Origin of the sequence: Pseudomonas sp. MWU16-30317, from assembly GCF_020515695.1 — a bacterium.
GTDB lineage: Bacteria > Pseudomonadota > Gammaproteobacteria > Pseudomonadales > Pseudomonadaceae > Aquipseudomonas.
Genome location: NZ_JAIWJA010000014.1, coordinates 87,976 through 112,433, shown reverse-complemented (window position 1 = coordinate 112,433; position 24,458 = coordinate 87,976). Strand labels below are relative to the sequence as shown.

The following is a 24,458-nucleotide window of genomic DNA, read 5'->3' as shown; positions in this document are numbered from 1 at the left end:
GTTGCGGGTGTCCCAAGTCATTCATCAGACCGCTTTCGGAAAATAGCGCTGTGTGCCTGGCAAATTACGGCTTGCCACCGCTGCGCGGCAAGTTGATTGGAGCATCCCTAGGGAGGGTCTGAAGTAGGCATCGATTTCTCGTTCGCTAGCGTGGCTAGCATGGAACCGAATCCCGACTTGCGACCACCCAACACCTCCAAATCAGCTTCGCCTTCTGGTCGAAAACTCAGGGAGTGTGTGCCCACATCGTTTAGTCAGGGCGTTCGCCCGCTGTTCAACTACCTGAAGGCTGAGCCCGAGATTCGCGGCAACGAAGAAGCCTTCGAGTTGGTGATGCGTTCACAGCTGTCGCTTAAGGTCCTGAATTACTGAACGAGCCCCATGAAAGACATGACACCGTTCCCCCCTTAGATAAGGGATAGGCAAACGGGTATGTATATGACTAACAGCAACGATAAGCGTGGTGAGCTGCTCGGCCAGGAACGCCGACGCCGTTGGAGCACCGACCAGAAGCTGGCCATGGTTCGCGAGAGCCTCGAACCCGGCCAAAGTGTGTCCGTAGTGGCCCGGCGAAACGGCATCAATGCCAACCAGCTGTTCCTGTGGCGCAAGCTTTACCAGGACGGGAGCTTGTCGGCGGTCAGTGCTGGCGAGGCCGTGGTACCGGCGTCGGAACTGAGCGATGCGCTCAAGCAGATCCGAGAGTTGCAGCGGATGCTGGGCAAGAAAACGATGGAGGCCGAAGTCCTCAAAGAGGCAGTGGAGATCGCCCGGTCGCGAAAATGGACTGCGCACTCACCCTTGTTGCCGGGGGACGACCAGTGAAACTGGTCAGCGAATGTCTCGGTGTGTCGCGCTCGCAATTAACGGTTCGAATCAAGCAATCCGTATCGCCCAAAGTGCGGCGACGTCGGCTGGTGAACGATACGGAGTTGGTCGCTGAGATTAAGCGGCAAGTCAGCGAGTTGCCGAGCTATGGCTACCGTCGTGTTTGGGGCTTGTTGCGCCGCGAGCGTGAAGTCCAGTTATTGGCCCCGATCAATGTGAAACGGGTTTACCGCGTCATGCGCGACCACGATCTCTTGCTGGAACGACGCATCAAGCAACCTGGTGTGCAACGCCGGCATGAAGGCCGAATTGCCGTTACTACCAGCGATACGCGCTGGTGCTCGGACGGCTTTGAGTTTCGCTGCGACGACGGTGCAAAGTTGAGCGTGACTTTTGCCCTGGACTGCTGTGACCGCGAAGCCATCGGCTGGGTCGCTAGCCCGACGGGCTACAGCGGTGACGACATCCGAGACTTGATGTTGGAAAGCGTGGAGAAGCGATTTGGGGATCAACTACCGAGCACGCCGGTGCAGTGGTTGAGCGATAACAGTTCGGCCTATATCGCCGAACAGACGCGCCTGTTTGTCCGTCAGATCGGCCTGCAGCCGGTGACCGTACCGGTACGCAGCCCGCAAAGCAACGGCATGGCAGAGACCTTCGTGAAGACGATCAAGCGAGATTACGTGGCGCACATGCCCAAGCCGGATCGAGAAACAGCGCTGCGAAATCTGACGATTGCCTTCGAGCATTACAACGAGCAGCATCCGCACAGCGCTTTGAAATATCGGTCGCCGTGAGAATTTAGGCGTTTGGTAGCAGCATCAATTTAATGGGGAGTTGGTGTCCGGTCTGGTAGGGGCAAGTCCACTCGTCTCGAGCAGGTATTTTCTAATCTGATAGGCAATGCGCTGCAGCACGGGAAGGCGAAGTCACCGGTGAAAATCACTCTTGGGACAAAGGGCGGTTCACTGAAGTTTCGTGTTCATAACCATGGGCATGCCATCCCTAGCGAGCGCCTCCCTGCGCTCTTCAATCCGATGGGGCAATATTGTCTGCAGGACACCCAAAATCGCGGTCCACAAGCGAGCCTGGGGCTGGGCTTGTATATCGCGGCTCAGATCGTGGCATCTCATGATGGCGTCATCGAGGTGACCTCAGACGAGAAGCACGGAACGGAGTTCGTGGTGAATATCCCTTTCGCTGAAAAAGATGCCGTCTGATCCAATGCCGATGGGAGGGTTGCCAGTCTCTTCCCTCCGATGACACGGTGCTTCGCATTCTGAATCGCGTCAGAGGTCGTCTAAGCGGTTTGGGATGATACAGCGCCGAGGCCTCAACGAGCACCGTTCTCATTGAACAGTACACACCTGTTCAAACGTGGATTATCGGGTTCATTCCCAAGTCGTTCCCACTCGTCGGTCTGAGTGCTCGAAATCGTGCACCGAGTGTCCATTTAGGTATATAGGTCTGATTGTTCAACTCGCCTATGCTTCAGGAGCCTCAATACCAGTGAGGCATAGAACACTGTGTCGTGGAACGGCGATGTCGGTAGCTGACTGAGGCCTCCCATAAAGGTATCCCTGAGCATAATGACAACCGTTCTGCGCTAGCCATTCAGGCAGGTAGGGCAGGTGGAAGTCCTCGATACCTTCAGCAGTTACCCTCATCTTCAGGCTTTGAGCCATTCCTAGGATTGCCTCGACCATAGGCAAATGCTCGAGCTTACCGGCCTCGAAGAAAGATCGGTCAATCTTGATCTTGTCGATGGATAGCCGCGTCAGATGATACAAACCCGAGTAGCCAATCCCAAAGTCATCCAGGGCTACGACAATGCCATACGCGTGGAGCTTACTAAGGTTTCGTTGTGCGGCTTCAAGATTTCCCACAAGAGCCTCCTCAGTGATTTCCACCTCAAAACGTTCGAATGGAAATTTCTCTTGCCGAAGCTGAGCCAGAAGGCGATCAGGAAACGACTCATCGGTAATCATGGAAGCACTGACGTTGAGCGATAAATGCAGCGAATCATCCCACTCGCTGGCCGCTTGGCAGGCTTGCTTGACCAGCGAGTGCGTCATGGCTGGAATGAGATCCAGGCGCTCGAGTTGCGGTATGAAGTCTACCGGCATTCCCGTGGTGCCATCAGCCTTCATCCAGCGGGCCAGTATTTCGTAGCCCACCACTGTTTGCGAGGGCAGGGCCACAATTGGCTGATAGAAGGGAACAATTTCCTCTTTTTCCACCGCCATGATCAGTGCAGCCTCAAGATCTTGTTGAGCCAACCTCTCTTGTTCGTAAGCACAGTCGTAGAAATTAAAGGCGGAGCGACCGCTATGTTTGCCTCTGTACATGGCGGCGTCTGCATAATGCAGCAGCATCGAAGGATCCTGTGAGTCTTTCCATGAGCGTGCCACACCAACGGTTGCCCCTAGCTGAGCTGCTATGGAGACCTCTGGCATAGGCGCGCCCAACAGTGCGATCGTCATCTGCGCGATCTGAGTCAGTTCGCTTTGATCTTTTTGACCCATCAGCAGCAGGCAGAACTCATCGCCACCCAACCGTACGGCCACGCCTTCATGTTGATTGGCAATGCCCTGTAGCCTTCGAGCCGCTTCAACCAGCGTTGCATCACCGACTGAATGGCCGTGCTCGTCGTTGATGGCCTTGAAATGATCGAGGTCGATGAGCATGATCGCCAGGGGTTTGTGCTGAGCGAGTTGCTCGCGCAACACATCCATGAAAACGCGGCGATTGGTCAGACCGGTCAAAGAATCGTTGTTGGCTAGACGCTCAGTTTGAACCTGGAGCCGCAACAAACGGCGGTGAATTTTTTGGGTGTTGGAGACCATACGTTTGAGTACAACACTTGGTACGATCATCGCAATCAGCGAAAAACTTGCTGAGGTCAGAATAAACCGCAACCGCTCGCCATCTTCAAAATCGCCGTCGTACGGTAGCCCCAGCCAGTGCATAGCATAGGCCTCAAGTTCGAACTCCCAGAGGGTGGCAAGACCGGCAACTGTCAGCAAAGTTGCGAGCAAAAGCAAAGGCAAACGATAGGGGTTGGTACGCAGCAAGTCGGTCATGGCAGGCCTCGCAGGCCCAATGTGGCGAGAGTGATATCGGACAGCCATCATCCCGCAAATGTCCCTACCGCTGATCGTTCTTGGATGCATTTCGTCGACAACTCGCTGCAGCGCTATTCCAGACCCCTGGGGTGATGAAATCCGAATACAAAATCCGTCAGTCCCAGACACTCAGATCAATTTCTGCATGCACAAATCTTTCACTCTCAACCATCACGGACCAAGTTCAATGCCGTTGCAGCTTTGCCGACCCCATCCAAACCTTGAATCAGTCGACCCTCTACTCGGTTGCGCCCCTTGGCTTTAGCGCAGTAAAGAAGCCGATCTGCCTCTTCTAACGCGTGGCTATGGCCATCCTTGATAGGTGTGCTGATCGCCACAACCCCTGAACTGATGGTCACATTACCCACCGGGCTTGCCGAGTGGTCTATGAGTGCATTTACAATAGACAACCTCACTTTTTCGGCGACGCTCAAAGCGCCTTCCAGATCCGTTTCAGGCAACAAGATCACAAACTCCTCACCGCCATACCGTGCCGCAAGATCTCCCGCCCGATTGATACAGCTGCCAATGAGCCCTGAGACTTGCCTCAGGCACTCATCACCCCGCAGATGACCATAGTGGTCGTTGTATTGCTTGAACCAGTCAATATCCAACAAAATAATTGCAATGATTGAATTATTCCGGCTAGCCCGCCCCCATTCCCTTTCTAAAACGGTATCGAAGCAGCGTCGGTTGGCTAGATGCGTCAAGCTATCAGTCTGGGCGATTATTTCCAGTTCATTCCTTGCCGTGTTAAGTTTACCTTCCGCAGTGATCAACTGCTGGATTTGCCGGCGCAACAACGCGCCCAGCAAAGCCAGGGCCAAAATTATCATGCCGATTAGAGCCATGGATCGATAGGCGTAGGCCCACCAAGGTGCGAAGACATGGTGGCAGGACACACCAGCAGCCGCGACTATGGGCAGTCCGGACACCCGGCGATATGCGTAAATGCGTTCTACCCCATCCACTACAGAATTGATCACGGCGGTGCCGCTATCGCTGTGTGGCAGATAACGGGTGAAAATGTCGCCTTTGGCCACATTCGTCGTCAGAAGTGCGCTTAGGGTAGGTCGTCTAGCCAGCAGGTCACCGTTGTTCAGGGCAAGGAAAATAACGCCCTTGTCATCCACATCCATGCGCTCGAAAAATGCTTGAAGATAGGCAACAGGCACAGTCGCCAAAGCCACGCCTGCGAACGTTCCATCAGGAGCATTGATACGCCTGCTGATCGGGATGACCATATCTCCCGTGCTGCGGCTTTCTACAATGGATCCGACATGAATGGATTCATCAACATTATCGCGGTGATAGACGAAGTAACCGCAGTCGCCGTTGTTTTTCGCCAGTATGCCTTGAGAAAATGAGTTCGCGACCCAGTTGCCTTGAGCATCGTAGATGAAGAGCCCCTGAATTCCCTCCACATTCACCACGTCTTGAGCCATTAGCTTCGCCAATCGAACTTGCTGATCACCCGCTACCCCGTCGTGCTCCACGCGCTCGACGAGATCACGCAGCGTATTATCAGCCTGGCGTACTGTGTCCTGAGCTTGCTGTTCAGCGGCTCGAACGATGTTTGATACTGCAATTTTAGCGGTAGCTACCCGTTCACGCCTGGACTGATTCATCTGCCACGTGGTTGCCAGAATCAACGATAGACAGACCAAGACGATGAAGCCAATCATTGTCCTGGTGAGCACTGACGGGGCGAGCCTCGTTGACATAAGGTAGAGAGGCTTCATAAGGTCGTCATCAATTTGGCGGTTGGACGACTCATGCAGTTTCCGTACCTGCCGGTACCGATGCAAAACTGAACCACTTGGGCGCAATGCAGCTTTTACGAGCTGCCCATGCTGTCCCAGGAGCAACGCTTGGAAATCGTCAGGGCCTGTCTATTCGGACCATCGCATCTCCAGATGCGCTGCTCGCGAAATACCATTCGACGCCACCTCAAATTACAGTCCCAGCACCAGCCTGTCGTCTATGGCCCGCGCGCAGCGCGTGGGCAAGCTTGCGCCTTTCGAGGTCTTCCTGCGCCAGCGTGTAGAGGCAGCTCGGCCGGTGCTACTCAGGGAGATCCGCGAGCAAGTTACGAAGGCGGATATTCGATCCTCACCAGCTTCCTGCTGAGGTTGAAAACCAAGGCTACTGAAACCGTCGTTCGGTTCTAAATCAAGCCTGGTGAACAGATGCAAGTGGAGTTCACCGACATCCGACGTGGCCGTGATCCATTGCTGGCATTCGTTGCAACGCTGGATTGGAGCCGGGCAAGTTATGTCGTTTTTTCCCGTCGCGAAGACTCCGCCGCATGGTGTTCCGGGATTGAAAAAGTCCTGCGCTTCTTCGGCGGAACGCCGAGGAAGCTGCTCTTCGATAACGCTAAAACCATCATCCAAGAGTGTGATGTCTACGGCCCCGGAGCATCGGTGAAATTTTGCGCTATTGAATCTGGCAGAGCGCTATAGATTTACGCCGAAGGTTTGCCGAGCCAGCTTTCCGCCTGCAAGATATCGGGACGCAACTCGTCAATCGGTCCTACTGAAAATCCACAAAAATTGGGGGTAAGTCTGTGGATAAAGCGGTTTAAAACCGCTGATACCTTGCCCTCGTTGGGCGCGAGGGAATTGGTTAAAATTTAACCGCTCCCATTGATTCTTTTAGCCGAATTTTCACAGCCCTCAGCCCTCACTATCCACGTTAGGCACGGATTTGCATGGCTTCACTCGATTTTCTGGATACCCAGTCGGTCAACCATATCTCGATAGCGATCAAACTCCTCATGCATGCGTGCAGTAATTTTTTCCGGCGTCAGGGGCTTGGCGATAAGCATCAGGGCTTTCATGACGTCTGAATATTGTGCAGAGGCCTGCATTCTTATGACGGCAGTCCGTAATGCCGTCAGTGCGGACTCAGGGGTTGCGCTCTGAGTGAACCATCCGAACCAGGCCGTCAAATCCATGGAGGAAATACCCTGCTCTGCCAGAGGGACGACTTCGGGCCAGTAGGTAAAGCGTTGAGCGCTGGTAATGCCGATCGGCCTTATCGGAGCTTCAAGCCTCGGGCTTATGCCTGGATTAGGGACGACAAATGCTGCAGCCAGCGTTTCGCTTCGAAGATCATTCAGCAAGTCCTCAGTCCCTTGGTAAGAAACACTGCTCAAAGACGCCCCCGTGCTGTTCGCCAAGGCTGCGACGGCCAGCTGACCAATCGATCCGTTAACGGAGATGCCAATACTTCGAAAGTCAGGGTTGTCATTTACCCATGCCAAGTACTTCTCCAGATTTGTCACTGTTTTGGGTACGACAGGTCCTACCACCATTAGGTAAGGGAACTCACCCAGGCTGGCGATGGGTTTGAGATCAAGGAGGGGATCGAAACCCACGTTACTGTGAAGACTAGGCATCAGGGTCAAAGATGCAGAGATAGCTTGCAGCAGGACAGTCCCATCTGGAATGGCTTTGACGGCGGCGATACTGGCGGTGCGAGTGCTACGGCCTTCGAGGTTGGTCAAAATGTAGCGTGGGCCGCCCTGAGCGGTGACTAATGGCAGCAAAGCGTTGGCCAGCTTGCTTCCGGAAGCTCCTGGTGGATAGCCGTAAAGCAATCGACCTGTTGGATTGATCGCATCACTCATTGCCGGACCGCGGATGCCTGCACTCAGAATTACGCCGGCAGAGCCTGCGATAAATGACCTTCGACTGATCAAGGGAGCCCCCTTATATTTGTATTGTAGGTGGTATTAACCAGTGCTATCGGCCGCCGGTGCTAATTCTGGAGGTCGGGTCCGACCGGCACAACGTTGCTTGAGCGACAGATATTGATCATAGATCTTTAATATTTTCGTCGAGGGCAAAGCGCTGCGCTGCGCCATCTTGCGCCAGCCATTGCATCAGCTCTTGGCCGGTCAGGGGAGGCGCGATGAAAAAACCTTGGCCTTCACTGCAACCCCACGCTTTAACGGTGTTGAAGTTCGCCTGATTTTCGATACCTTCGGCCACCACTTTGTAACCCAGGCGTTGAGCCAAATCGATGAGTGTGGTCACCAGTCGCCGATCTTTCTCTTGGTTCTGAATGTCCTTGATCAAGGATCTGTCCAGTTTTACCGAGGTAGCAGGCAGCTCCTTCAAATAGGTCCAGTTGCTGTAACCGGTGCCGAAATCGTCGATCGAAATATCGATACCCAATGCGCGCAAGCGCTTCAGTTGGAGCCGGACCTCGGCGAGGTTCTTGATCAGCGCACCTTCGGTAAATTCGATTTCCAACGCCGAACCTTCCAGTTGAAAGCGTTCAAGGAATTCGACCAGCTTGTCGGTAAAAGCCGGGCCTTCAAGATCACTAGGACTGATATTGATGGCCACCTTGAAATGATGGCCGTTTTCTCGCCACTGCTTGGCCTGTCTAATAGCAGCCTCGACGACCCAGAGGCTTAAAAGCCGGATAAGCTCGGTTTTTTCCGCCAGGGGCACAAACTCGGCAGGCCCGATGGGCCCTAGGGCCGGGTGCGTCCAGCGCAATAATGCCTCTACGGCGCAGCATGTACCCGTCTCGAAGTTGATCCTGGGCTGGAAGACTAGATTCAGTTGCTCCCGGTCCTCTAGCGCAGAGGACAGAGAACTTAGCAGCCTGAATGCCCTTTGCTGGGCAACATCGAGTTCACCCTGATACACGGACCAGCCGATACCTAGGTCACGGGCGTTGTCGGCTGCGCTTACCGCCAGCCGAACCCAGTCGCGTCCATTGAGACTAGCCTTGTCAAGTTGCAATGCGCCCATGCCCATCTGGGTTCGGATCGGTATGCCGTCGTGTATCACCGGCATCGCAAAGGCCGCCGATAACATGGAGAACAGAGTCGAAAGGCACTCTCCGAAGGGCTTGATGAAGGCAAATCGCGTCAGGCCGATTCTGTACAGGACGCAATCCTGACCGATCAATGCGCTCAGGCGGCGGCCTATTTCTTTGACTAGATGTTGAGGAAACGAATAACCCAGCGCCTTCACGATATCGTTCAAAAAAAGCGGCGAGAGGAAATCCACTGCAATCAGCAGGGGCTCTTCACCTGCGCTTAAGTGCCTATGGATGTCGTCTTCCAGGCGAATCCTGTTCATCAGGCCGGTGGGCCGATCAATAAACGATGTAGTGCGCAGTTCATGCAGCCTGTAGACCACCAATTCGCCCAGTTGATGCAAGGTCGCCCGTTGTCTGGCAGAAAGGGGTTCGCGCGGTTGCCTGTCGATGATGCACAGGCTTCCAAGTGCAAGACCATCGGGGGTGCGCAATGGCACTCCCGCGTAATACCTGATCTCCGGCTCGCCCGTCACCAGCACGTTATGCCTGAACCTAGGGTCAAGGAGAGCGTTCGGTACCTCAAGAAACTCATCGACCAATATGGTGTGGCCGCAGAATGAAATATCTCGAGGGGTCGAGGAAACAGCAATGCCTACCTTGGCAAGGAACCATTGTTGCTGTTCTTCGAGTATGGAAATCAGCGATATCGGTACGCCGAAGCTTTCGGCGGCCAAGGTCACGATACGGTCCAGTACTTCGTCTTGGACCGTGTCGAGGTAGCACAGCTCAGTTACCCGCTGGGCACGGGGTATCTCGTTGTCAGGGTAGGGGGCGGCAAAATGTGTTATCACTGATCTTCACCCAGCGAGTTGTTCGCCACGAGGGAATCCTTGCACGCAGTGGAAAGCGAATTAAAGATAGGCCACCGTGAGCCTTCGGGCATCACAGATTGTCTGGACGCCCTGTGTGAATGATCAGTCGGTAGCCTGTCGAGAAAATTGTTCTACTGCAGCCACTACGCTATTAGCACCTTCCAATATCTCTTTGATTACCCCGTCAGCATCGCTGGCCAGGGATAACGCGGTCTCTGCCTGCTGTTTACTGTGCCCAATAACGCTCACCGCGCTGGCAGCCAAGCTCTGGTTCTTGTTGACCACGTCCACAATCTCTGCGGTTGCTTTAGAGGTGCGTGAGGCCAGTTGTCTAACCTCATCTGCCACCACGGCGAAGCCTCGACCGAGCTCGCCGGCGCGAGCTGCTTCGATGGCGGCATTCAGGGCCAGAAGGTTGGTCTGGTCTGCAATGCCGCCAATGGTTTTGACGATGGTCCCGATCACCTGGCTTTGAGCGTCCAATGCTTGAATGCCGTGCGTAGCATCCTCCATCAAACCCGACAGCTGATTCAACACACTTACGGTATTTTGGACCACGTCAAGGCCCTGCCGTGCGCTGGTGCCGGTGCGCACGGACGTGTCATGGGCCATATCAGCAGCTTCAGCCACTGCGTTCTCCCGTTTAACCTGGTCGCTAATGACCGTGGCAAGCTTAACGATCTTGTATAGCTTGCCATGGGCGTCCAAGACAGGGTTGTAGGACGCTTCCAACCACACTTCCCGCCCATGGTTGTCTATTCGGCAAAATCGGCCAGCTACATAGGTGCCGCGTCGCAGAGTTTCCCAGAAGTCCTCATACTCGGCCGACTGAGCGTAGCCTGGCAGGCAAAACATCTGGTGATGCTTGCCTTGAATTTTTGCGAGCGTATAACCCATGCTATCAAGGAAATTTTGGTTAGCGGTTTGCACCATTCCCTCCAGTGAAAACTCAATCACGGCGGTGGAGCGCATCAAGGCGCCTACCAGTGCTTCATTTTCCCGTGACGCCTCGATGGTTCGCGTCAGGACGCTGGAGTAGATGGCGATACCTTTTAGCTGACCGTTTTCATCCGAGAACGGCATTACCATCGTTCTTAGCCAAACGTCGGGGCCTTCGCAACTGCACAGCCGCAGGGAGCCGCTAAAGTGCTTGCCCTCGGCGATGGCATCCAGAGCACGCCGCTGATGGACATCGTTAGCAAGCTCTGGAGGACTCAAGTCGCGCAATAGGCATCCATTCAACTGCGCTTGGGTAAACCCCAGCTCCTTTTGGAACAAGGCATTCGCCTCCAGAACAACGCCTTTTGCATCCAATGTGACTGCAACGGTTTCCCGATCAAGGGTATCCTTGACATGCTCCAGCACAGCGAGTCGTTGCTCTAAATGCCGAACTTTTTCTTTCAGTCGAGTGTTGAACATCGCAGTGTCCACGAGGAGATTGACAAGCTATCGGCTTGGGAACCGACAGCTTGAGGCATGACTTGTACTGGAAAGGGCTGTCTGTCCTGGCGCTCTAAGTCAAGCTTCAAACGTTCTTCAGAAAAGCAATCAATTACATCATTCATGAAAGGGAACGGGGTCGTATAACTGAGGCGGATGGCTAAAGTCAGGTTTTCTGCGATCCACCCTCAGATATGCAATTGCAGTTGGGGAGGCAGACTGGTCAAGAATGATGGTCTGATTACCAAAAAAATCCAGCAGCTGAGAGCTATGCATCTTTTACCGCCGGTGTCTGGTCTATCCTAGGATTGTGCCAAACCAAAGATATAGCTAATGAACCTCAGTGAGCGTTGGGCGTTCGTCGGCGTGGATTGCGTACTGAAAACGTGAGGCTAGAGCCTGAAGCGCGAGGTGGAGTCATTCAGTTTACGGCTGGAGGACACGACCGCATTCACGTCCACATTGGCGATGGTAACCGATTGCGCCGAGGCACTGACCATGGAGGCAATGCGTTCCACGTTCTGGGCCACGCTGCCGCTTGCCTGGCTTTGTTCTGACGTGGCGGAGGCCATTTCCCGAACTTGAGCCAAGGTGGCAGCCGCTTCGGTGCTGATGTCGCGCAATGCGGCAGCCGCTTCATGGGCCAGCCCGGCCGCTGCGTTCATCTTGGGCTCAATGGCCTGCATTTCTTTCACCGCCATGCCCGTATCGCTCTGGATGCTGGCCACCATCACCGTGATCTCCTCGGTCGCTTGCGCGGTGCGCTGGGCTAGCTGACGTACCTCATCAGCGACTACAGCAAACCCACGGCCCTGTTCGCCAGCGCGGGCTGCTTCGATAGCCGCATTGAGCGCGAGTAGATTGGTCTGGCTGGCAATATTGCGAATGGTACTGGTAATGCTGTCGATCTCGTCGGCCCGTGCCACCAACCCGCTTATCTGGCCCGATGCGGCAGTAATCTGTTGCGAGACCTCAGCGATCGCAACGGTAGCTTGGCTGACCAGACGTTCGCCTTCAATAGCTAGCGACGTAGAGCGCTCGGAGTTGGTCTGGGTCATCCGGGCATTGCTGGAAATCTGGTCGATAGTGACCGCCATCTGCTCTACTGCGGCTGCCGTGAGCGTGGTGGCCTCAGACGTATGCTGAGACGCATTGTCAATGTGCTGCATCTGCTCGTCTAGGCTGGTCGACGTTCCCTTGAGTTCCTCTGCTACCTGTTTGATGTCCGTTATCATGCCACGCAGTCCGGTTTGCATGCGTGCCACGGCGGCCATCAGGCTGCCAGCAGGGTAGTTGTTGCCCATGACGTGGCGCAGATCGCCGTTGGCAATGGCCCCGGTGACCTCGGCCACCTGCCGAGGCTCGCCACCTAAGGCACTGTAGATACTGCGAGACATGCGCCAAGCGATGGCGATCACTCCCAACAGCACCAGCACGCCGATGGACAGGAATTTGTACACCAGTTGCCAATACGCTTGGCTGATGTCATCGGCATATACCCCAAAGCCCATCACCCAGTTCCAACCCTGCACCTGGGTCACGCCATTGATCTTGTCCACTGGCTGGCTCTGGCCAGGGCGGGCGACTTTATCGTCGAAAAAGGCAAAGCGGTCAGTGTGCAAATGGTCTAGGTAGTTCTGCCAGGCGCTCTTGCCGCTAGGCAGCGTGGCCCCATAGTCAACCTTGCCGATTACGTCCGGGTTGGGGTGGACTATGCTCAATGCCCCATCCGTCCTTGCCCAAATATATGCATTCTTGCCGTCACGTAGGGCGCCCAGCGCCTCTACAGCACGGGCCTGAGCCGCAGCGGTAGTCAGCGTCCCGGCTTTTTCAAGTCCCTGGAAGTACTCGACTTGTTTGCTGGCCAGATTCAGCACGGTATAGATCTCGCGGCGGCGGTCTTCAAGCATGGTTCCATGCAGGGTATGAAGCGCAAACATGGCAATGGCAATCAGGCCGGCGCAGGCGCACGCGGCGATGATAAATAGGCGGTGGACTACATTCATCGGGCTCACAGGTGTAGTGGGGTCAGTACTGCGTTATCGACTTGTCGAAGCAGTACCTTAATAGTAAGTAATGGGATAAACGTCCTCATCTAGGGGGGACATTGCCAGCCGGTTACCATTGGTCTCGATCTTCTGCCATTTCACAGCGTGCACGGGGTTTCCGCCGGCGACGGCATTGTTATCCAGAAGGTGATCGAACAAGCTAGCCAGCGCCGCCAGTTTGCGTCGGATCGTCGAACCGGCCAGGCCGCGCGGTTCGAGCCAAGACCGCAGGACAGCACATGCGTGCGGGTCATCGCGCGGAATTCTTCGGTGCCGGTGAGCCCAACGAAATCGCAGAAGTCTTTCAGGTCGCCCTGGTAGGCGCGATGCGTGCGAGGATCATCAATATTGGCAAACCATTCCACTGCAGCTGGCACGCTCGCCAACTGCTGGAACTCTATAGCGGTCAGCCTGCGCTCACCGATGACGAGCAGTGCGCCTCAGGTGCCGCTTGGCAGCTCGTTTTCAGGAAATAGCGCTGCGTGCATGGTGAATTACGGCTGGCCATCGCTGCGCGGTAAGTTGATCGGAGCATCCTAGATATTTGCGTTAACTTATCCTTGATAAAAACTGACCTCTGCCGATACAAGCAAGTTGACTTTTCCACTCCCGGAGGTATGCCATGTTCAACGGATCACTCAAAAAGGAATTGGCTGCTCGGACCACTGAGGTCGCAAATTATAAGTCACTGGTCAATGCGCTTGATCGCTCCATGGCGGTCGTTGAGCTCAGCCTCGATGGCAAGGTTATTCGGGCGAACTCTAATTTCCTGGCGACCATGGGCTACCACGCGGAGCAGATAGAGCGCCTGTCGCACGGAGACTTTTGTTCCCCACAGCTTGTACGTACTGGCGAATACACCGACTTCTGGAATGATCTGCGCGCGGGCAAGTTTGTCTCCGGTACCTTTCAGCGCGTCACCGGGCAGGGCCAAAACGTGTGGCTCGAGGCAAGCTACAACCCCGTGCTGGACGAAGAGGGTCGAGTCTGCAAGGTCGTCAAATACGCGCTGGACGTGACGAAACAGGTGATGGCAGTCGCGGAAGCTCGGGGAAAACTCGCCGCAATCGACCGGGCAATGGCGATCATCGAGTTCGGCTTGGATGGCAATGTTCTGACAGCAAATGACAACTTTCTCGCCGTGATGGGTTATGCCCCGAGCGAGCTGAAAGGTAAGCACCATCGCGTGTTTTGTGAGCCTTGCCTGGTCAATAGCCACGAATACAGCGAATTCTGGCAGCGCCTTAATGCGGGAGAATTCTTCAGCGGGCAGTTCAAGCGCATTGGCAAAAATGGCCGCACCGTTTGGCTGGAGGCATCCTACAACCCCGTGTACGACGCTGACGGCAAGCTGTCCAAGATCGTCAAGTTCGCCAGCGATATTACCGAGCGCGTAGAGAAATTCGAAGAGGATTCCCGTAGCGCTTCGCGGGCATACCACATTTCTGCGGAAACCGAACGGGTCGCTGAACAGGGTGCCGAAGTTATTCAGCAAACAGCGACGGAAATGCGGCGGATCGCCGACAACATCGGCGCCTCCGCCCAATTGGTTGGCGATTTGGGCAACCGCTCCGAGCAGATCACCGCCATCGTTAATACTATCCGTGGCATCGCCGATCAAACCAATCTGCTGGCCCTCAACGCTGCCATCGAGGCGGCACGGGCGGGTGACCAAGGCAGAGGGTTCGCCGTAGTCGCCGACGAGGTACGCCAGCTTGCCGGCCGCACCAGCCGCTCGACGGCAGAGATCGCCGAGATGATCAGCATGATTCTCACCGACACCCGGGATGCCGTATCCAGCATGAATACCACGCGGGATGTGGCTCAAAGGGGTGTTACCCTCGCGGACCAGGCCGGCTTGGTGATACTGCAGATTCGTACGGGCACCAGTGACGCCGTCGAGGCGGTCAGCATGTTCGCTTCCAAGCTGGATGAGTCCGACGTGATACCTAAAACCGCTACCGGCTGGGTAGGATGAGTGACGTAACGGCTTGAAAAACCTGCGGGGCAGCGCCGGGAAACGGGGTTGGAAACGGCAGACTTGATCGCAATCCTGATTGGGATGGTCTTACAGGGCAGAACCTCGGCACTGCGTACGATGGCGACACCGGGTTTCGTGAAATCTACCGTTCAGGAATGCCTTTATGCCACCGACACCTCACCAGACTTCCTACACTCTCCGAAAAGTATCCATGTCGGTAGGAAAACATTAATGACAGGCACCAAAAAACGCATTAGCGAATTAGTTCATGAGGTTGAGTTTCCGCGACGAATGTCTACAGCCTGGTGTGCTGCTGCTTTCGAGGAACTAGCCAGTGCCGTCGACTTTATCGAGCTTGGCACTGATCAAATGACCCCATTACAGCGCCAGGTTTGGAGTCGTTACAAGGAGCAAACGGCCCAGTTTGCAGAGGATATGCTTTTAGCAGAAGGTGATCATGAAGCCATCACAAGACGCCTTGGACTCGACAGCGGCAAAGTCTAGGAAAACGCCATGCCCCTGATCCAAATCGAGCAAGACAGTCCAGAACTGATCGCCTAGGTACGCCGCCATCTCGAAGAGATGGTCGAGCGCAAGCGCAAGCACCCGAGCATCGCCATGATCGCCGAGGAGTTTGTGCACAGCTATCTGACGTCGCTGGGCGAGCAACGGCTGTTGAGTAGCGAGCAGTGGCGACAGCTGGCCGGTGAAATGAGGACTGCTGCCCACACGTCCCGCACCGTGTGAAGCACTGACCTGTAAACTATCCGCACAAAATAGGCAAGCGACCATGACACAACTGATCGAGGCGCTACGCGCAACCGCTGACAAGTGGCGAGCAGGCAATCAGGAGCACCGCGGCGGCGTCGTGCTGGTGTGGGAGGGGAATGTGTACGGCTGGAAGAATGGATTGCGGGATCCGGCAAGCGAACGCCATGGCGTCTACGCGGTGGACAAGGCTGGACTGGTCTTCAAGGCCGAAGGTGGCGACGACTACAACGGGGCGAAAGCGTGGGTCGCTGTTGACCCCGATCAGGGATAGGAAAATCACCCATGCCGACTGCCACTACCCCAGTTGTACTGTACGTGTACCGCTGCACCGTGTGCGGCCATGCAGACAAGTTGAATTTACCCGAAACATCGCCAGAGGTCACGGCGGCCTGCTCCGCGTGTGGTGCAGAAGTCCTGGTCGAATTGGACGGCGGCGTAGAGTTGGCCACCAATCAGTCCTGAGTTAAGGGAATAAACCATGACCGAACCGCTGCCCCCGGCCGACCTGATCGACGCTAACGAACTGGCCGCGCTGCGTCTGGCTGCCGAGCGTTACGCTTGGCTGCGCACGCATGCGGTGCGTATTCAGGACAGCGAGGTATGGTACAGCGGGGCCGCACTGGATGTACGCGCCGGCGTGGGCCTTGAGCATGTCGCATTTGCCAAAGACGTGACTCCAAAACGCCTCAAGACGCGCAGAAGCCTCTGACAGATAGGCGAACATGAGTAGCAAACCCTAAATTGCATTGTCGGCCTCGGCGGTATCTAGCTCGGTACTAGCGTTACTGCACCTGGAGCACATTTTTTCTAGCAACCCTACGTTTGATGGACAAGGTGACTGCCTAAAACATACAAGATTTTGTATGGTCATGGCCCATGAAACGAAATCACAAATCCATTGAATTTTGCGGCAGTGCCCTTAATGACCTGCGCACTTTTCCAGAAGATGCCCGGCGAGAAGTTGGCCACCAATTGGATCAGATTCAGCAAGGTCGCGAGCCGGACGATTGGAAACCCATGGCAAGCATAGGCGCCGGTGTTCGTGAAATACGCATCCGTGAAGCGTCTGGGCTTTCCGAGTGATCTATGTGGCGAAATTTGAAGATTCCATCTTTGTACTGCACTGCTTCCAGAAGAAAACGCAGAAAACCAGCCGCGCGGACGTTGTGCTGGCCACCAAACGACTGAGGGACCTGGTAAAGGAGTCATGCCCATGAGCCAACGTTTCGAAAGCGTCTGGGATGCCATTGAGGACACCCCAGCTCAAGCCGAAAATATGAAGGTACGTTCCGCTTTGATGATCGCGTTGAAGGAGCGCATTGAGGCTCAAGGCTTGTCGCAAGCGAGCGCCGCCAAGCTGTTCGGCGTCACTCAGCCACGCATTTCTGATCTGCTTCGCGGCAAGATTACTCTGTTCAGCATCGACACGCTCATCAACATGCTGGCCGCCGCCGGACTGCATATACAGCTGCAAATCGCCCAGGCAGCCTAAGCGTCAGTTGCGGCTAATGTGAGCCAGCGGATGGAATGCAGGTGCTGGATGCCGCCGACGCTCCTGGATGTCGCTCACCTGCAGCAGCGCCGTCTCTTCGCGGCGCAGGCCGTGGTAGAGCAGCACGGCGAGAATGGCTCGATCGCGCAGACCCTTGAGCGTGGTTCATCCGGCGCCTCGAGCAGGGCTTTGGCCTGGTGATCACCCAAGGCAGGAGTCTCGCCGTCGTTGTTTTCGATCTTCGATCGTATGACGCCGTGGACCGGGTTGCCGCCGGCGACCGCGTAATGTACCAGGAGGTGATCGAAGAGGTTGGCCAGCGCCATCAGTTCGCGTCCGATGGTGGCACCGGCCAGGCCCGATTTTCTAAATCGGGCGCCAGGCGAGCACGTGCGCCCGGGTTACCGAGCGAAATTTATCTGCATTCGCCAGGCCAACGAAATGGCAGAAGTCCTCCAGGTCGCCCTGGTAAGCACGCCGGGTGCGCGGGTTGTCGATATTGGCGAACCAATCGAAGGCCGCCGGCATTTCGGCCAGCGTCTGAAACTGTGCCGCTGTCAGCCGGCTTTCATCGGGGGAGGGGGCTGATACACCGGCGCCGGTAGTGTGCGTAAGGTCCCCCATCGAATACCCCGCCCTACAGGTCGACCGGCAGGTGCTCGCCGGCCACCCACTCCCTCTGGACGCCTGAAGGTGGATTCTGGTCTACCTTACTAGATGCGCCTAGTGCCAATCGCGTTCAAGCCTTCCGAAAAAGGAGCTCTTATGAGCAATGACATGGCGTTTTTCGATGAACATGGCCAACCGGCGGCGGCTGTTGCTTTCACCACGCTGAAGGCCCTGGAGCCGCTGACAGTTGATCCGGCCGCCACCATGGGGGTTTTGGGGCTTGTCGATCCAGCCATTGAGGCGGCGCTGGTGAAACTCGGTGAGCTGGTCAAGCTCAAGCCCTGATATCAACTTGAGGACGTAGCCTGCGCGGCCGCACGTTTCAATCGGCTTTCGGATCTGGCATAAAATAGGCTAGAAACTGGGGCCGTTGGCTGCTACCAGCAACGGGTGTTGGGCGTTTGGTCAGAAGCTCTGCAGGTCAGGCGTCAGGCAAGCGCACTCCTGAAATGGTGACGATCTCCGTGTTGGTTTAGCGAAACATTCTGCATAGCGGCTCCTGTCGAGTCAGCTTTCGTCCTGCCCGTCCAAAACGGAGGAGAATCGAATGCCTGAACTGCTGATTGACAAGATTCTTTCGAGTACTGCGTTTGGCAGGTGACAAATGCTAGCGGCCAGATCCTAGAGCGATCCGAGATTTACCGAAATCAGGCGTATTGCCTGTGATGGCCTGAATAATGCGTTGAAGTAGGGAAAACAAGTATGTTGCAAATTGCAGATGAACGCTTTGATCAGTGGTGGAATACGAATGGGCCTTGGGTTGAAGAGCCTAATGTACGCCGTGAAGGCACAAGCGGTGTGCAGCGCGTCAGCCATGAGGGAAGCACCGTCTACGTGAAGCGCCAGACCGGACACACCTTTCGCAGCATTCGCTACCCCTTAGGGCGTCCTACTGCTCTTAGGGAGGGGATTGCACTGTCCAAATTGGACCAGATCGGCGTGCTTGCACCCAAGCCGCTGTACTACGGCTCGCGGAAAATTAATGGGCAGTGGCAAGGACTGTTGGTCACCCGCGAGCTGGTAGGCTTCCGAGATCTGGAGACATGGTTAGCGGATCAGGCGCAGATGGATCTTTCTCAAGAGGATCATCAAGTCATCCTGACCAATCTCGCTGTATTGCTGGCTAAGCTTCATCGCGGACGTCAGCAGCACGGGTGCATGCGCGCCAAACATGTGTTCATTAATCCGAGCGTCATAGATGGGGTTCCGAGGTTCGACCTTGCATTGCTAGACCTTGAAAAATCTCGGACCAGGATTTCCGTAAAACGAGCTGCGCGCCACGATGTGCGTCAGCTACGTCGCCACTCGTTGTGGAGCAACGCACAGTGGGACTATTTTTTAGAACGCTACGAAAAAGAAATTGGGCGCAGCTTCCCACTGGGTTAAAGCTGCGCCCACGCGGCTGACCACTTAGCTCACCCCGTTGGGGCCTTCGAGGGCCTGTCGGACCTTTTTGGCAAGATCAGTTGGCACGTAGGGCTTTGAGATCACGTCAAATTCATTGCCCCCCGTATCAGTGCGTTCCAACGAATTCTCTGAATAACCTGTAGTCAGTAATACCCGAAGCTTGGGATACAGACGCTTGGCTTCACGAGCCAGCATCACTCCATTGATGCCACCGGGCATGATCAGGTCGGTGAACAGCAGATCGAATGATTCGCCTTTCAAAATAGACAGAGCTTCTTTACCGCTATGGGCCACCTCGCAAGAATAGCCATACTCTTCAAGAACCATTCTGGCCAACTCCGCCACGTCAGGTCTATCCTCAACGATCAAAACCCGTTCATGTCCCGTCTGCTCTGATGTACTTTCTGTAGCCACAAGCCTATGAGGGTGGCTGTCATCTGCTGGAAAATACATCCGGATCGTTGTACCAATGCCTTCTTCGGAATAAATCCTCGCCGTGCCTCCCGACTGCTTCATGAATCCGTAGACCATGGAAAGCCCTAGGCCAGACCCCTTGCCCTCTTCTTTGGTGGTGAAAAACGGGTCCATCACCCGATTGACGATAGCGGCAGGCATACCTGATCCATTGTCAGTGATGGCCACGCTCACATAGCGACCTGGCATAAGCCCGTCGTAAGAAGTGGAGCTCAGGCTCTCGATTTTAACGTTTTTCGTCTCCATGGTTAGGTGGCGGTGCTCGTTGTATTCCATTGCATCACGGGCGTTGATGAAAATGTTCAGCAGTGCAACCTCGGTCTGCGTGGGATCGACACGGCAGTTCCATAGGTCGTCCGCGAGTACTACCCGCAGATCCGTATCAATCAGTGTTCGCTCGGCCATTTCTTGGGAGGAAGTGACAATCGAATTCAGATTGACCACGCGCCCTTGTAGCTTTTGTTTACGGGCGAAGGCCAAGAGCTGCTGCGTAAGGGTTTTAGCACGCTCGGCGGCGTCGCGCGCGTTCGAGGCGCTACGTAGGATGCGCTGTTGGTCGTATTGGGGTTTGTCGGCGGCTCGCTGGATAATGTCCAGATAGCCCATCATCACCTGAAGCAGGTTGTTGAAATCATGGGCGATACCGCCAGTGAGCTGTCCCAAGGCCTCCATTTTTTGCGCCTGGCGCAGTCCATCCTCGGCATCGCGACGGCGGCTCACATCCAGTTGAGAGGCGAAGAAATAGATCAATTCTCCGGAATCGTTGTAAACCGGTGAAATAAACAAGGCGTTCCAGAAGCTCGATCCGTCTTTTTTGTAATTGACAAGCTCGACGGCTACTTCGGTCCTTGCCTCAATGGCCTCGCGCACCTCGCGTACCGCACTAGGATCAGTTTCGGGCCCTTGCAAGAATCTGCAATTGGACCCTACGATCTCCTCGCGACTGTAGCCCGTCATGTCAATAAAGGCATTGTTGGCAAAAATGATGGGGTTATCGGGCCGCTTGGGATCCGTAACAATCATTGGCATTCGGGTGGTTTCGACGGCGGCAAAAAAGATATTGTGATCCGAGCCGCTAATATCGCCGGTGGAGCTGTCGTCTACACGTGTTGGGTGATTCGGCATTGCTGCTCCGGCCAATGATCATAAAGGTTGTTGTGAGCACGATAGTGCTGTGAATTTTACGGAAGTGGTGCCAGTTTTTGGCAAATAGTCTGCAGTTTCTCGATATCAAAAGGCTTGGGCAGCCAGGAGACGTTGGGGTCATTTAGCAGCCCAGAATGACTGTGGTAGCCCGATGCGACCAGGATGGGGGTCTGGGGTTGAATTTCATGAACAAGCTTCACCAACTCGGCACCGTCGATTTCGCCAGGCATACGCAAGTCAGTGATCAGGAGGCGGGGAGGGTAGTCGCGGCCCCTGATGGATTCCCATGCGGTGTCCGCGTTCAGGAAGGCCTGAACCTTGTAGCCACGCGTTTCCAAGATTTCAGCGATTAACTCAAGAATGATTTTTTCGTCCTCGACAACCAATATTGAGTCCATAGCTGATTCTTCGCAGAGTGATATTTATAGGACTTACTGATGTATCAAGAAATTCCCGCGAAAAGCCTACCATCCATCGATGTGACGGTGTGACCGTAACAGCTCGGCGAGCTGCAATGCGTACAGAGCTTCAAGGGGTGCACTGGATCATCTCTGTGATCGTCGGCACTCAACCATCGATCTGGACCCCTGAAACGGAGGTCAGCCAAGCTGAGCGCCCAAATCTAGCGGAGTAGGAGGGATGGACCAATGATCCAGACGTAGCGGTCGACGGCAGGCCATCGCAATTTGGCTGTATGAAGTCCAGGAAATACTAGAAAGCAACAGTACGCAGCAAACGATTTTTTTTCTAAATTTATGTCTCTTATTGCCGATGGCCTGCGTACATAACTCAGAAATTCTACGTTTCCTCCTTCGGAATTGCCCTGTGAACCTACGTTCTCTAAATATCGCGCCTCGCGCGGCCTTATGCTTCGGCTTGATCACGCTCCTGGTCGTTGCACTCGGCGGCTTCGCCTACGTGCAGTTAGGGAAGCTGCGTGCTACCGAACAAGACATCGAAAAGAACTGGCTGACCAGCGTACAGACCGCTGACGACATCCAGATCGCGCTGCTCGGCGCTCGCCTGGAGAGCATCCGCCTACTGGCAACTTCGAATCCCCAAGAGCAGGCGGTCGCCGTGCAGCACCTTGAGGACGCCAAGCGCATACTCAACGACCGCACCGATTTCTACCGCAAGAACCTTGTTTCCGACCCTGAAGAAGGGGCCAAATTCGAGGCCGCGGCCGCACTAATGAAGACCTACCTCGACGGCCTGCAACGCATCGTTGACCTTGAGTCCACCCAGCATGACCAGGCCGTAACCTTCGCCAACACTGAGCAACGCGACCGTGCCGGAGCTTATCAGGCCAAACTCAATGAGTTGCGCCAGCACAATACCGACGGCGCCGCTGCCGCAGGCGTTACCGCCACTGAGGTGTATGCGCACAGCATCACCATCGTCGACGGGGTGGTACTCGCCGCGCTGGTGCTGACGTTGGTGCTCGCCACCTTGCTGACCCGCAGCATTGTCCAGCCGATGAGCGCCTCGCTGAAGATGGCCGAGGAAATCGCCGACGGCGACCTGCGTCTTGTCCTGGAGGTCAAGGGGAATGACGAATCGGCGCGGCTGATGCGCTCGCTCAATACCATGCAAGGAAACCTGCGCAGCACCATCGGGCAGATCTCTAGTGCCTCCGCGCAGCTCAGTTCCGCTGCGGTTGAGATGACGTCCATCACCGAGAGCGCCAGCCGCGCCCTAGAGCAGCAGAACAGTGAGATCGAGCAGGCCGCCACCGCGGTCAACCAGATGAGTGCCGCCGTCGAAGAGGTTGCGCGCAACGCCAACTCCACCTCCGAAGCGGCCAAGGACACCACACGCGCGGCTGCCACCGGCAACGAAAAAGTCGATGAAACCCTGCATGCCATGCGCAGCCTTACCGACCGCGTGGAAATGACCTCCGGACAGGTGCAGGGTCTCGCTGGCCAAGTGCAGGACATCAGCAAAGTGCTGAGCGTAATCCGTGCCATCGCTGAGCAGACCAATCTGCTGGCTTTGAACGCCGCCATCGAAGCGGCCCGGGCAGGTGAGCAAGGCCGAGGTTTCGCCGTGGTGGCCGATGAAGTTCGGGCCCTGGCTCACCGCACGCAGACCTCAACGCACGAAATCGAACAGATGATTTCAAGCATTCAGGCGGGCACGTCACAAGTGGTGGATTCGATGAGCAGCAGCACGATCGAGGTGCACAACACGCAGCGCACCGCTGACGAAGCCGGGATGGCACTGAAAGTCATCGCCGACTCGGTGCAACTGATCAATGACCGCAACCAGCAGATCGCCGCTGCCTCGGAAGAGCAGGCCTATGTGGCCCGCGACGTGGACCGCGCACTCGTGAGCATCCGCGATTTGGCCCTGCAGAGCAGCGGAAGCACACAGCAAACCCTGGTTGCCAGCAATGAACTTTCGCAGTTGTCGGTGAATTTGAATCAGATGGTGGCGCGGTTCAAGATTTGAAACTATCGTCAACAATGTATGTAGGTCGACCATAGAGCAGTCTGTTCATCTCCGAATACTCAAGTCGGTGCATTGTTCTTCAGAAGATACACCGCTGGAGGACAGCCACGACGGCGCCGATTACCTTTCGTGCGGCTGGATCGGCGTCAATGAAGGGGGTATTAGCGGGCCGCCGATTGAGTGGGGGCCCGGCGAACTGGAAAGAAGGCTATAGGCAGCAGTTCTGATAACGGGCATTACGTTAAACAGCCGACACGTCGCTAAAAATGTGGCGGCCTCTTTTGTACAGGACGGGCCTCAGAAAGCAGGGCCTGGGCGGTCTAGTCAGGTGAGCCCTGAGACTAAACAGCCGTGTTCTGCCGGTGCCATAGGTCGCGACATAGGACATGACGTAGCAGAAACGGTTGACACGGGTGGCAGCTTTGAATAATGATTATGCCAACGCATGAGGGGTGACCTTCGTGCCTACCTTCCGAGGCCCGCTTGAGAGAAATCTCTGCGGGCTTTCGTGTTTCCAGGGCAAGGAATCCGGTCACTATGACGCACTACGTCGCGTACCTGGACGAATTCGGGCACGTTGGCCAGTACGTCTCTCGCAACCATCCAAATTTTAAAACAAGCCCTGTATTTGGCCTTGGCGGCATGCTTCTGCCCGCTGATCAGGTGCGTGAATTCGCGATCTATTTCTACAAATTGAAATGCCAGCTTCTAGCTTGGGATCTGGTGAATGACAATCCCAGGAATCTCCCGGCGTATCAGTGGGAAAAGAAGGGTTCCCAGCTGTACTCGCTCCGTAATGTCACCCAGTATCGACAGCTCAGGCAGTCGACATTTCGGCTGCTAAGGATGCTCCGATCAACTTGCTTTTACAGCGTCCGCAAGTCGTAATTTTCTCAGCACGCAGCGCCATTTGCTGAAAACGGCCTAGTGCAGCGGGCGTCGAGGGCGTTTCTCGCCCGGTTCTGCGTG

At 55.4% G+C, this 24,458-nt stretch carries 21 protein-coding genes and 4 pseudogenes; 15 read left to right on the top strand and 10 right to left on the bottom strand.

Annotated features, from left to right (window positions below; genetic code table 11):
- The first annotated feature begins 237 nt into the window (after positions 1 to 237).
- From LIX93_RS29645 to LIX93_RS27965, 3 genes and pseudogenes are all read left to right on the top strand, one after another.
- Complete coding sequence (locus LIX93_RS29645) at positions 238 to 372, top strand: hypothetical protein (protein WP_260524948.1); 135 nt, start codon at positions 238 to 240, stop codon at positions 370 to 372.
- 66 nt (positions 373 to 438) lie between these two features.
- Positions 439 to 1,625 (top strand): IS3 family transposase gene (locus LIX93_RS27970; protein WP_226507262.1). Its coding sequence is split into 2 segments (ribosomal slippage): positions 439 to 784 and positions 784 to 1,625, totalling 1,188 coding nucleotides; the frame shifts between segments, so codons are not numbered across the junction.
- A 75-nt stretch (positions 1,626 to 1,700) separates the two neighbouring features.
- Positions 1,701 to 2,048, top strand: a pseudogene (locus LIX93_RS27965) (sensor histidine kinase); the annotation flags it as partial.
- Between the two features lie 264 nt (positions 2,049 to 2,312).
- Here LIX93_RS27965 and LIX93_RS27960 read toward each other — a convergent pair.
- On the bottom strand, positions 2,313 to 3,911 hold the full coding sequence (locus LIX93_RS27960; protein WP_226507261.1) for an EAL domain-containing protein: 1,599 nt from the start codon (positions 3,909 to 3,911) through the stop codon (positions 2,313 to 2,315).
- A 206-nt stretch (positions 3,912 to 4,117) separates the two neighbouring features.
- Positions 4,118 to 5,695, bottom strand: coding sequence for a sensor domain-containing diguanylate cyclase (locus tag LIX93_RS27955; RefSeq protein ID WP_226507260.1), 1,578 nt, complete (start codon positions 5,693 to 5,695; stop codon positions 4,118 to 4,120).
- A gap of 429 nt (positions 5,696 to 6,124) precedes the next feature.
- Here LIX93_RS27955 and LIX93_RS27950 point away from each other — a divergent pair, with 429 nt between their 5' ends.
- Complete coding sequence (locus LIX93_RS27950) at positions 6,125 to 6,418, top strand: DDE-type integrase/transposase/recombinase (RefSeq protein WP_346015251.1); 294 nt, start codon at positions 6,125 to 6,127, stop codon at positions 6,416 to 6,418.
- Between the two features lie 254 nt (positions 6,419 to 6,672).
- Here LIX93_RS27950 and LIX93_RS27945 read toward each other — a convergent pair whose 3' ends face one another.
- From LIX93_RS27945 to LIX93_RS27925, 5 genes and pseudogenes are all read right to left on the bottom strand, one after another.
- Positions 6,673 to 7,587 (bottom strand): tripartite tricarboxylate transporter substrate-binding protein, encoded by a 915-nt coding sequence (locus tag LIX93_RS27945; RefSeq protein WP_226507258.1) that lies wholly within the window; start codon positions 7,585 to 7,587, stop codon positions 6,673 to 6,675.
- Between the two features lie 187 nt (positions 7,588 to 7,774).
- Positions 7,775 to 9,589, bottom strand: coding sequence for a sensor domain-containing phosphodiesterase (locus LIX93_RS27940; RefSeq protein ID WP_226507257.1), 1,815 nt, complete (start codon positions 9,587 to 9,589; stop codon positions 7,775 to 7,777).
- 123 nt (positions 9,590 to 9,712) lie between these two features.
- The gene (locus LIX93_RS27935) at positions 9,713 to 11,029 is read right to left on the bottom strand and encodes a PAS domain-containing methyl-accepting chemotaxis protein (protein ID WP_226507256.1); all 1,317 of its coding nucleotides are present in this window, start codon (positions 11,027 to 11,029) and stop codon (positions 9,713 to 9,715) included.
- Positions 11,030 to 11,442: 413 nt separating this feature from the next.
- Positions 11,443 to 13,056, bottom strand: coding sequence for a methyl-accepting chemotaxis protein (locus LIX93_RS27930; RefSeq protein WP_226507255.1), 1,614 nt, complete (start codon positions 13,054 to 13,056; stop codon positions 11,443 to 11,445).
- Positions 13,057 to 13,173: 117 nt separating this feature from the next.
- Positions 13,174 to 13,532: pseudogene (locus LIX93_RS27925) on the bottom strand (site-specific integrase); the annotation flags it as partial.
- A gap of 188 nt (positions 13,533 to 13,720) precedes the next feature.
- On the opposite strand from LIX93_RS27925, the gene LIX93_RS27920 reads away from it, so the two are divergent.
- The 7 genes and pseudogenes from LIX93_RS27920 to LIX93_RS27890 all read left to right on the top strand — a co-directional run bounded on the left by LIX93_RS27920 (position 13,721) and on the right by LIX93_RS27890 (position 17,342).
- The gene (locus LIX93_RS27920) at positions 13,721 to 15,076 is read left to right on the top strand and encodes a PAS domain-containing methyl-accepting chemotaxis protein (protein WP_226507254.1); all 1,356 of its coding nucleotides are present in this window, start codon (positions 13,721 to 13,723) and stop codon (positions 15,074 to 15,076) included.
- A gap of 48 nt (positions 15,077 to 15,124) precedes the next feature.
- Positions 15,125 to 15,583, top strand: a complete 459-nt coding sequence (locus LIX93_RS27915) for a hypothetical protein (RefSeq protein ID WP_226507253.1) — start codon at positions 15,125 to 15,127, stop codon at positions 15,581 to 15,583.
- A gap of 78 nt (positions 15,584 to 15,661) precedes the next feature.
- Positions 15,662 to 15,826: a hypothetical protein gene (locus tag LIX93_RS27910; protein WP_226507252.1), complete on the top strand. Its 165-nt coding sequence runs from the start codon at positions 15,662 to 15,664 to the stop codon at positions 15,824 to 15,826.
- 43 nt (positions 15,827 to 15,869) lie between these two features.
- On the top strand, positions 15,870 to 16,121 hold the full coding sequence (locus tag LIX93_RS27905) for an antirestriction protein ArdR (RefSeq protein ID WP_226507251.1): 252 nt from the start codon (positions 15,870 to 15,872) through the stop codon (positions 16,119 to 16,121).
- 207 nt (positions 16,122 to 16,328) lie between these two features.
- Positions 16,329 to 16,559: a hypothetical protein gene (locus LIX93_RS27900; RefSeq protein ID WP_226507250.1), complete on the top strand. Its 231-nt coding sequence runs from the start codon at positions 16,329 to 16,331 to the stop codon at positions 16,557 to 16,559.
- Positions 16,560 to 16,726: 167 nt separating this feature from the next.
- Positions 16,727 to 17,067 (top strand): annotated as a pseudogene (locus tag LIX93_RS27895) (type II toxin-antitoxin system RelE/ParE family toxin).
- Positions 17,064 to 17,342, top strand: coding sequence for an XRE family transcriptional regulator (locus LIX93_RS27890; protein ID WP_226507249.1), 279 nt, complete (start codon positions 17,064 to 17,066; stop codon positions 17,340 to 17,342). The pseudogene LIX93_RS27895 and the gene LIX93_RS27890 overlap by 4 nt, the downstream one beginning before the upstream one ends.
- A gap of 54 nt (positions 17,343 to 17,396) precedes the next feature.
- Here the strand turns inward: LIX93_RS27890 and LIX93_RS27885 are convergent.
- A pseudogene (locus tag LIX93_RS27885) lies at positions 17,397 to 17,966 on the bottom strand (site-specific integrase); the annotation flags it as partial.
- A gap of 141 nt (positions 17,967 to 18,107) precedes the next feature.
- On the opposite strand from LIX93_RS27885, the gene LIX93_RS27880 reads away from it, so the two are divergent.
- Together LIX93_RS27880 and LIX93_RS27875 are read left to right on the top strand one after the other, a co-directional pair.
- On the top strand, positions 18,108 to 18,296 hold the full coding sequence (locus tag LIX93_RS27880; RefSeq protein ID WP_226507248.1) for a hypothetical protein: 189 nt from the start codon (positions 18,108 to 18,110) through the stop codon (positions 18,294 to 18,296).
- A gap of 417 nt (positions 18,297 to 18,713) precedes the next feature.
- Entirely contained in the window at positions 18,714 to 19,397 is a 684-nt protein-coding gene (locus tag LIX93_RS27875) for a lipopolysaccharide kinase InaA family protein (RefSeq protein ID WP_226507247.1), read from the top strand.
- Positions 19,398 to 19,421: 24 nt separating this feature from the next.
- On the opposite strand, the gene LIX93_RS27870 is transcribed toward LIX93_RS27875, so the two are convergent.
- Together LIX93_RS27870 and LIX93_RS27865 are read right to left on the bottom strand one after the other, a co-directional pair.
- Positions 19,422 to 21,017, bottom strand: coding sequence for a histidine kinase famiy protein (locus tag LIX93_RS27870; RefSeq protein ID WP_226507246.1), 1,596 nt, complete (start codon positions 21,015 to 21,017; stop codon positions 19,422 to 19,424).
- 56 nt (positions 21,018 to 21,073) lie between these two features.
- The gene (locus tag LIX93_RS27865) at positions 21,074 to 21,436 is read right to left on the bottom strand and encodes a response regulator (protein WP_226507245.1); all 363 of its coding nucleotides are present in this window, start codon (positions 21,434 to 21,436) and stop codon (positions 21,074 to 21,076) included.
- 427 nt (positions 21,437 to 21,863) lie between these two features.
- Between LIX93_RS27865 and LIX93_RS27860 the strand changes: the two genes are divergently transcribed.
- Both LIX93_RS27860 and LIX93_RS29780 read left to right on the top strand, forming a co-directional pair.
- The gene (locus LIX93_RS27860; RefSeq protein ID WP_226507273.1) at positions 21,864 to 23,489 is read left to right on the top strand and encodes a methyl-accepting chemotaxis protein; all 1,626 of its coding nucleotides are present in this window, start codon (positions 21,864 to 21,866) and stop codon (positions 23,487 to 23,489) included.
- Between the two features lie 537 nt (positions 23,490 to 24,026).
- Positions 24,027 to 24,377 (top strand): DUF3800 domain-containing protein, encoded by a 351-nt coding sequence (locus tag LIX93_RS29780; protein ID WP_346015250.1) that lies wholly within the window; start codon positions 24,027 to 24,029, stop codon positions 24,375 to 24,377.
- Positions 24,378 to 24,458: the final 81 nt, after the last annotated feature.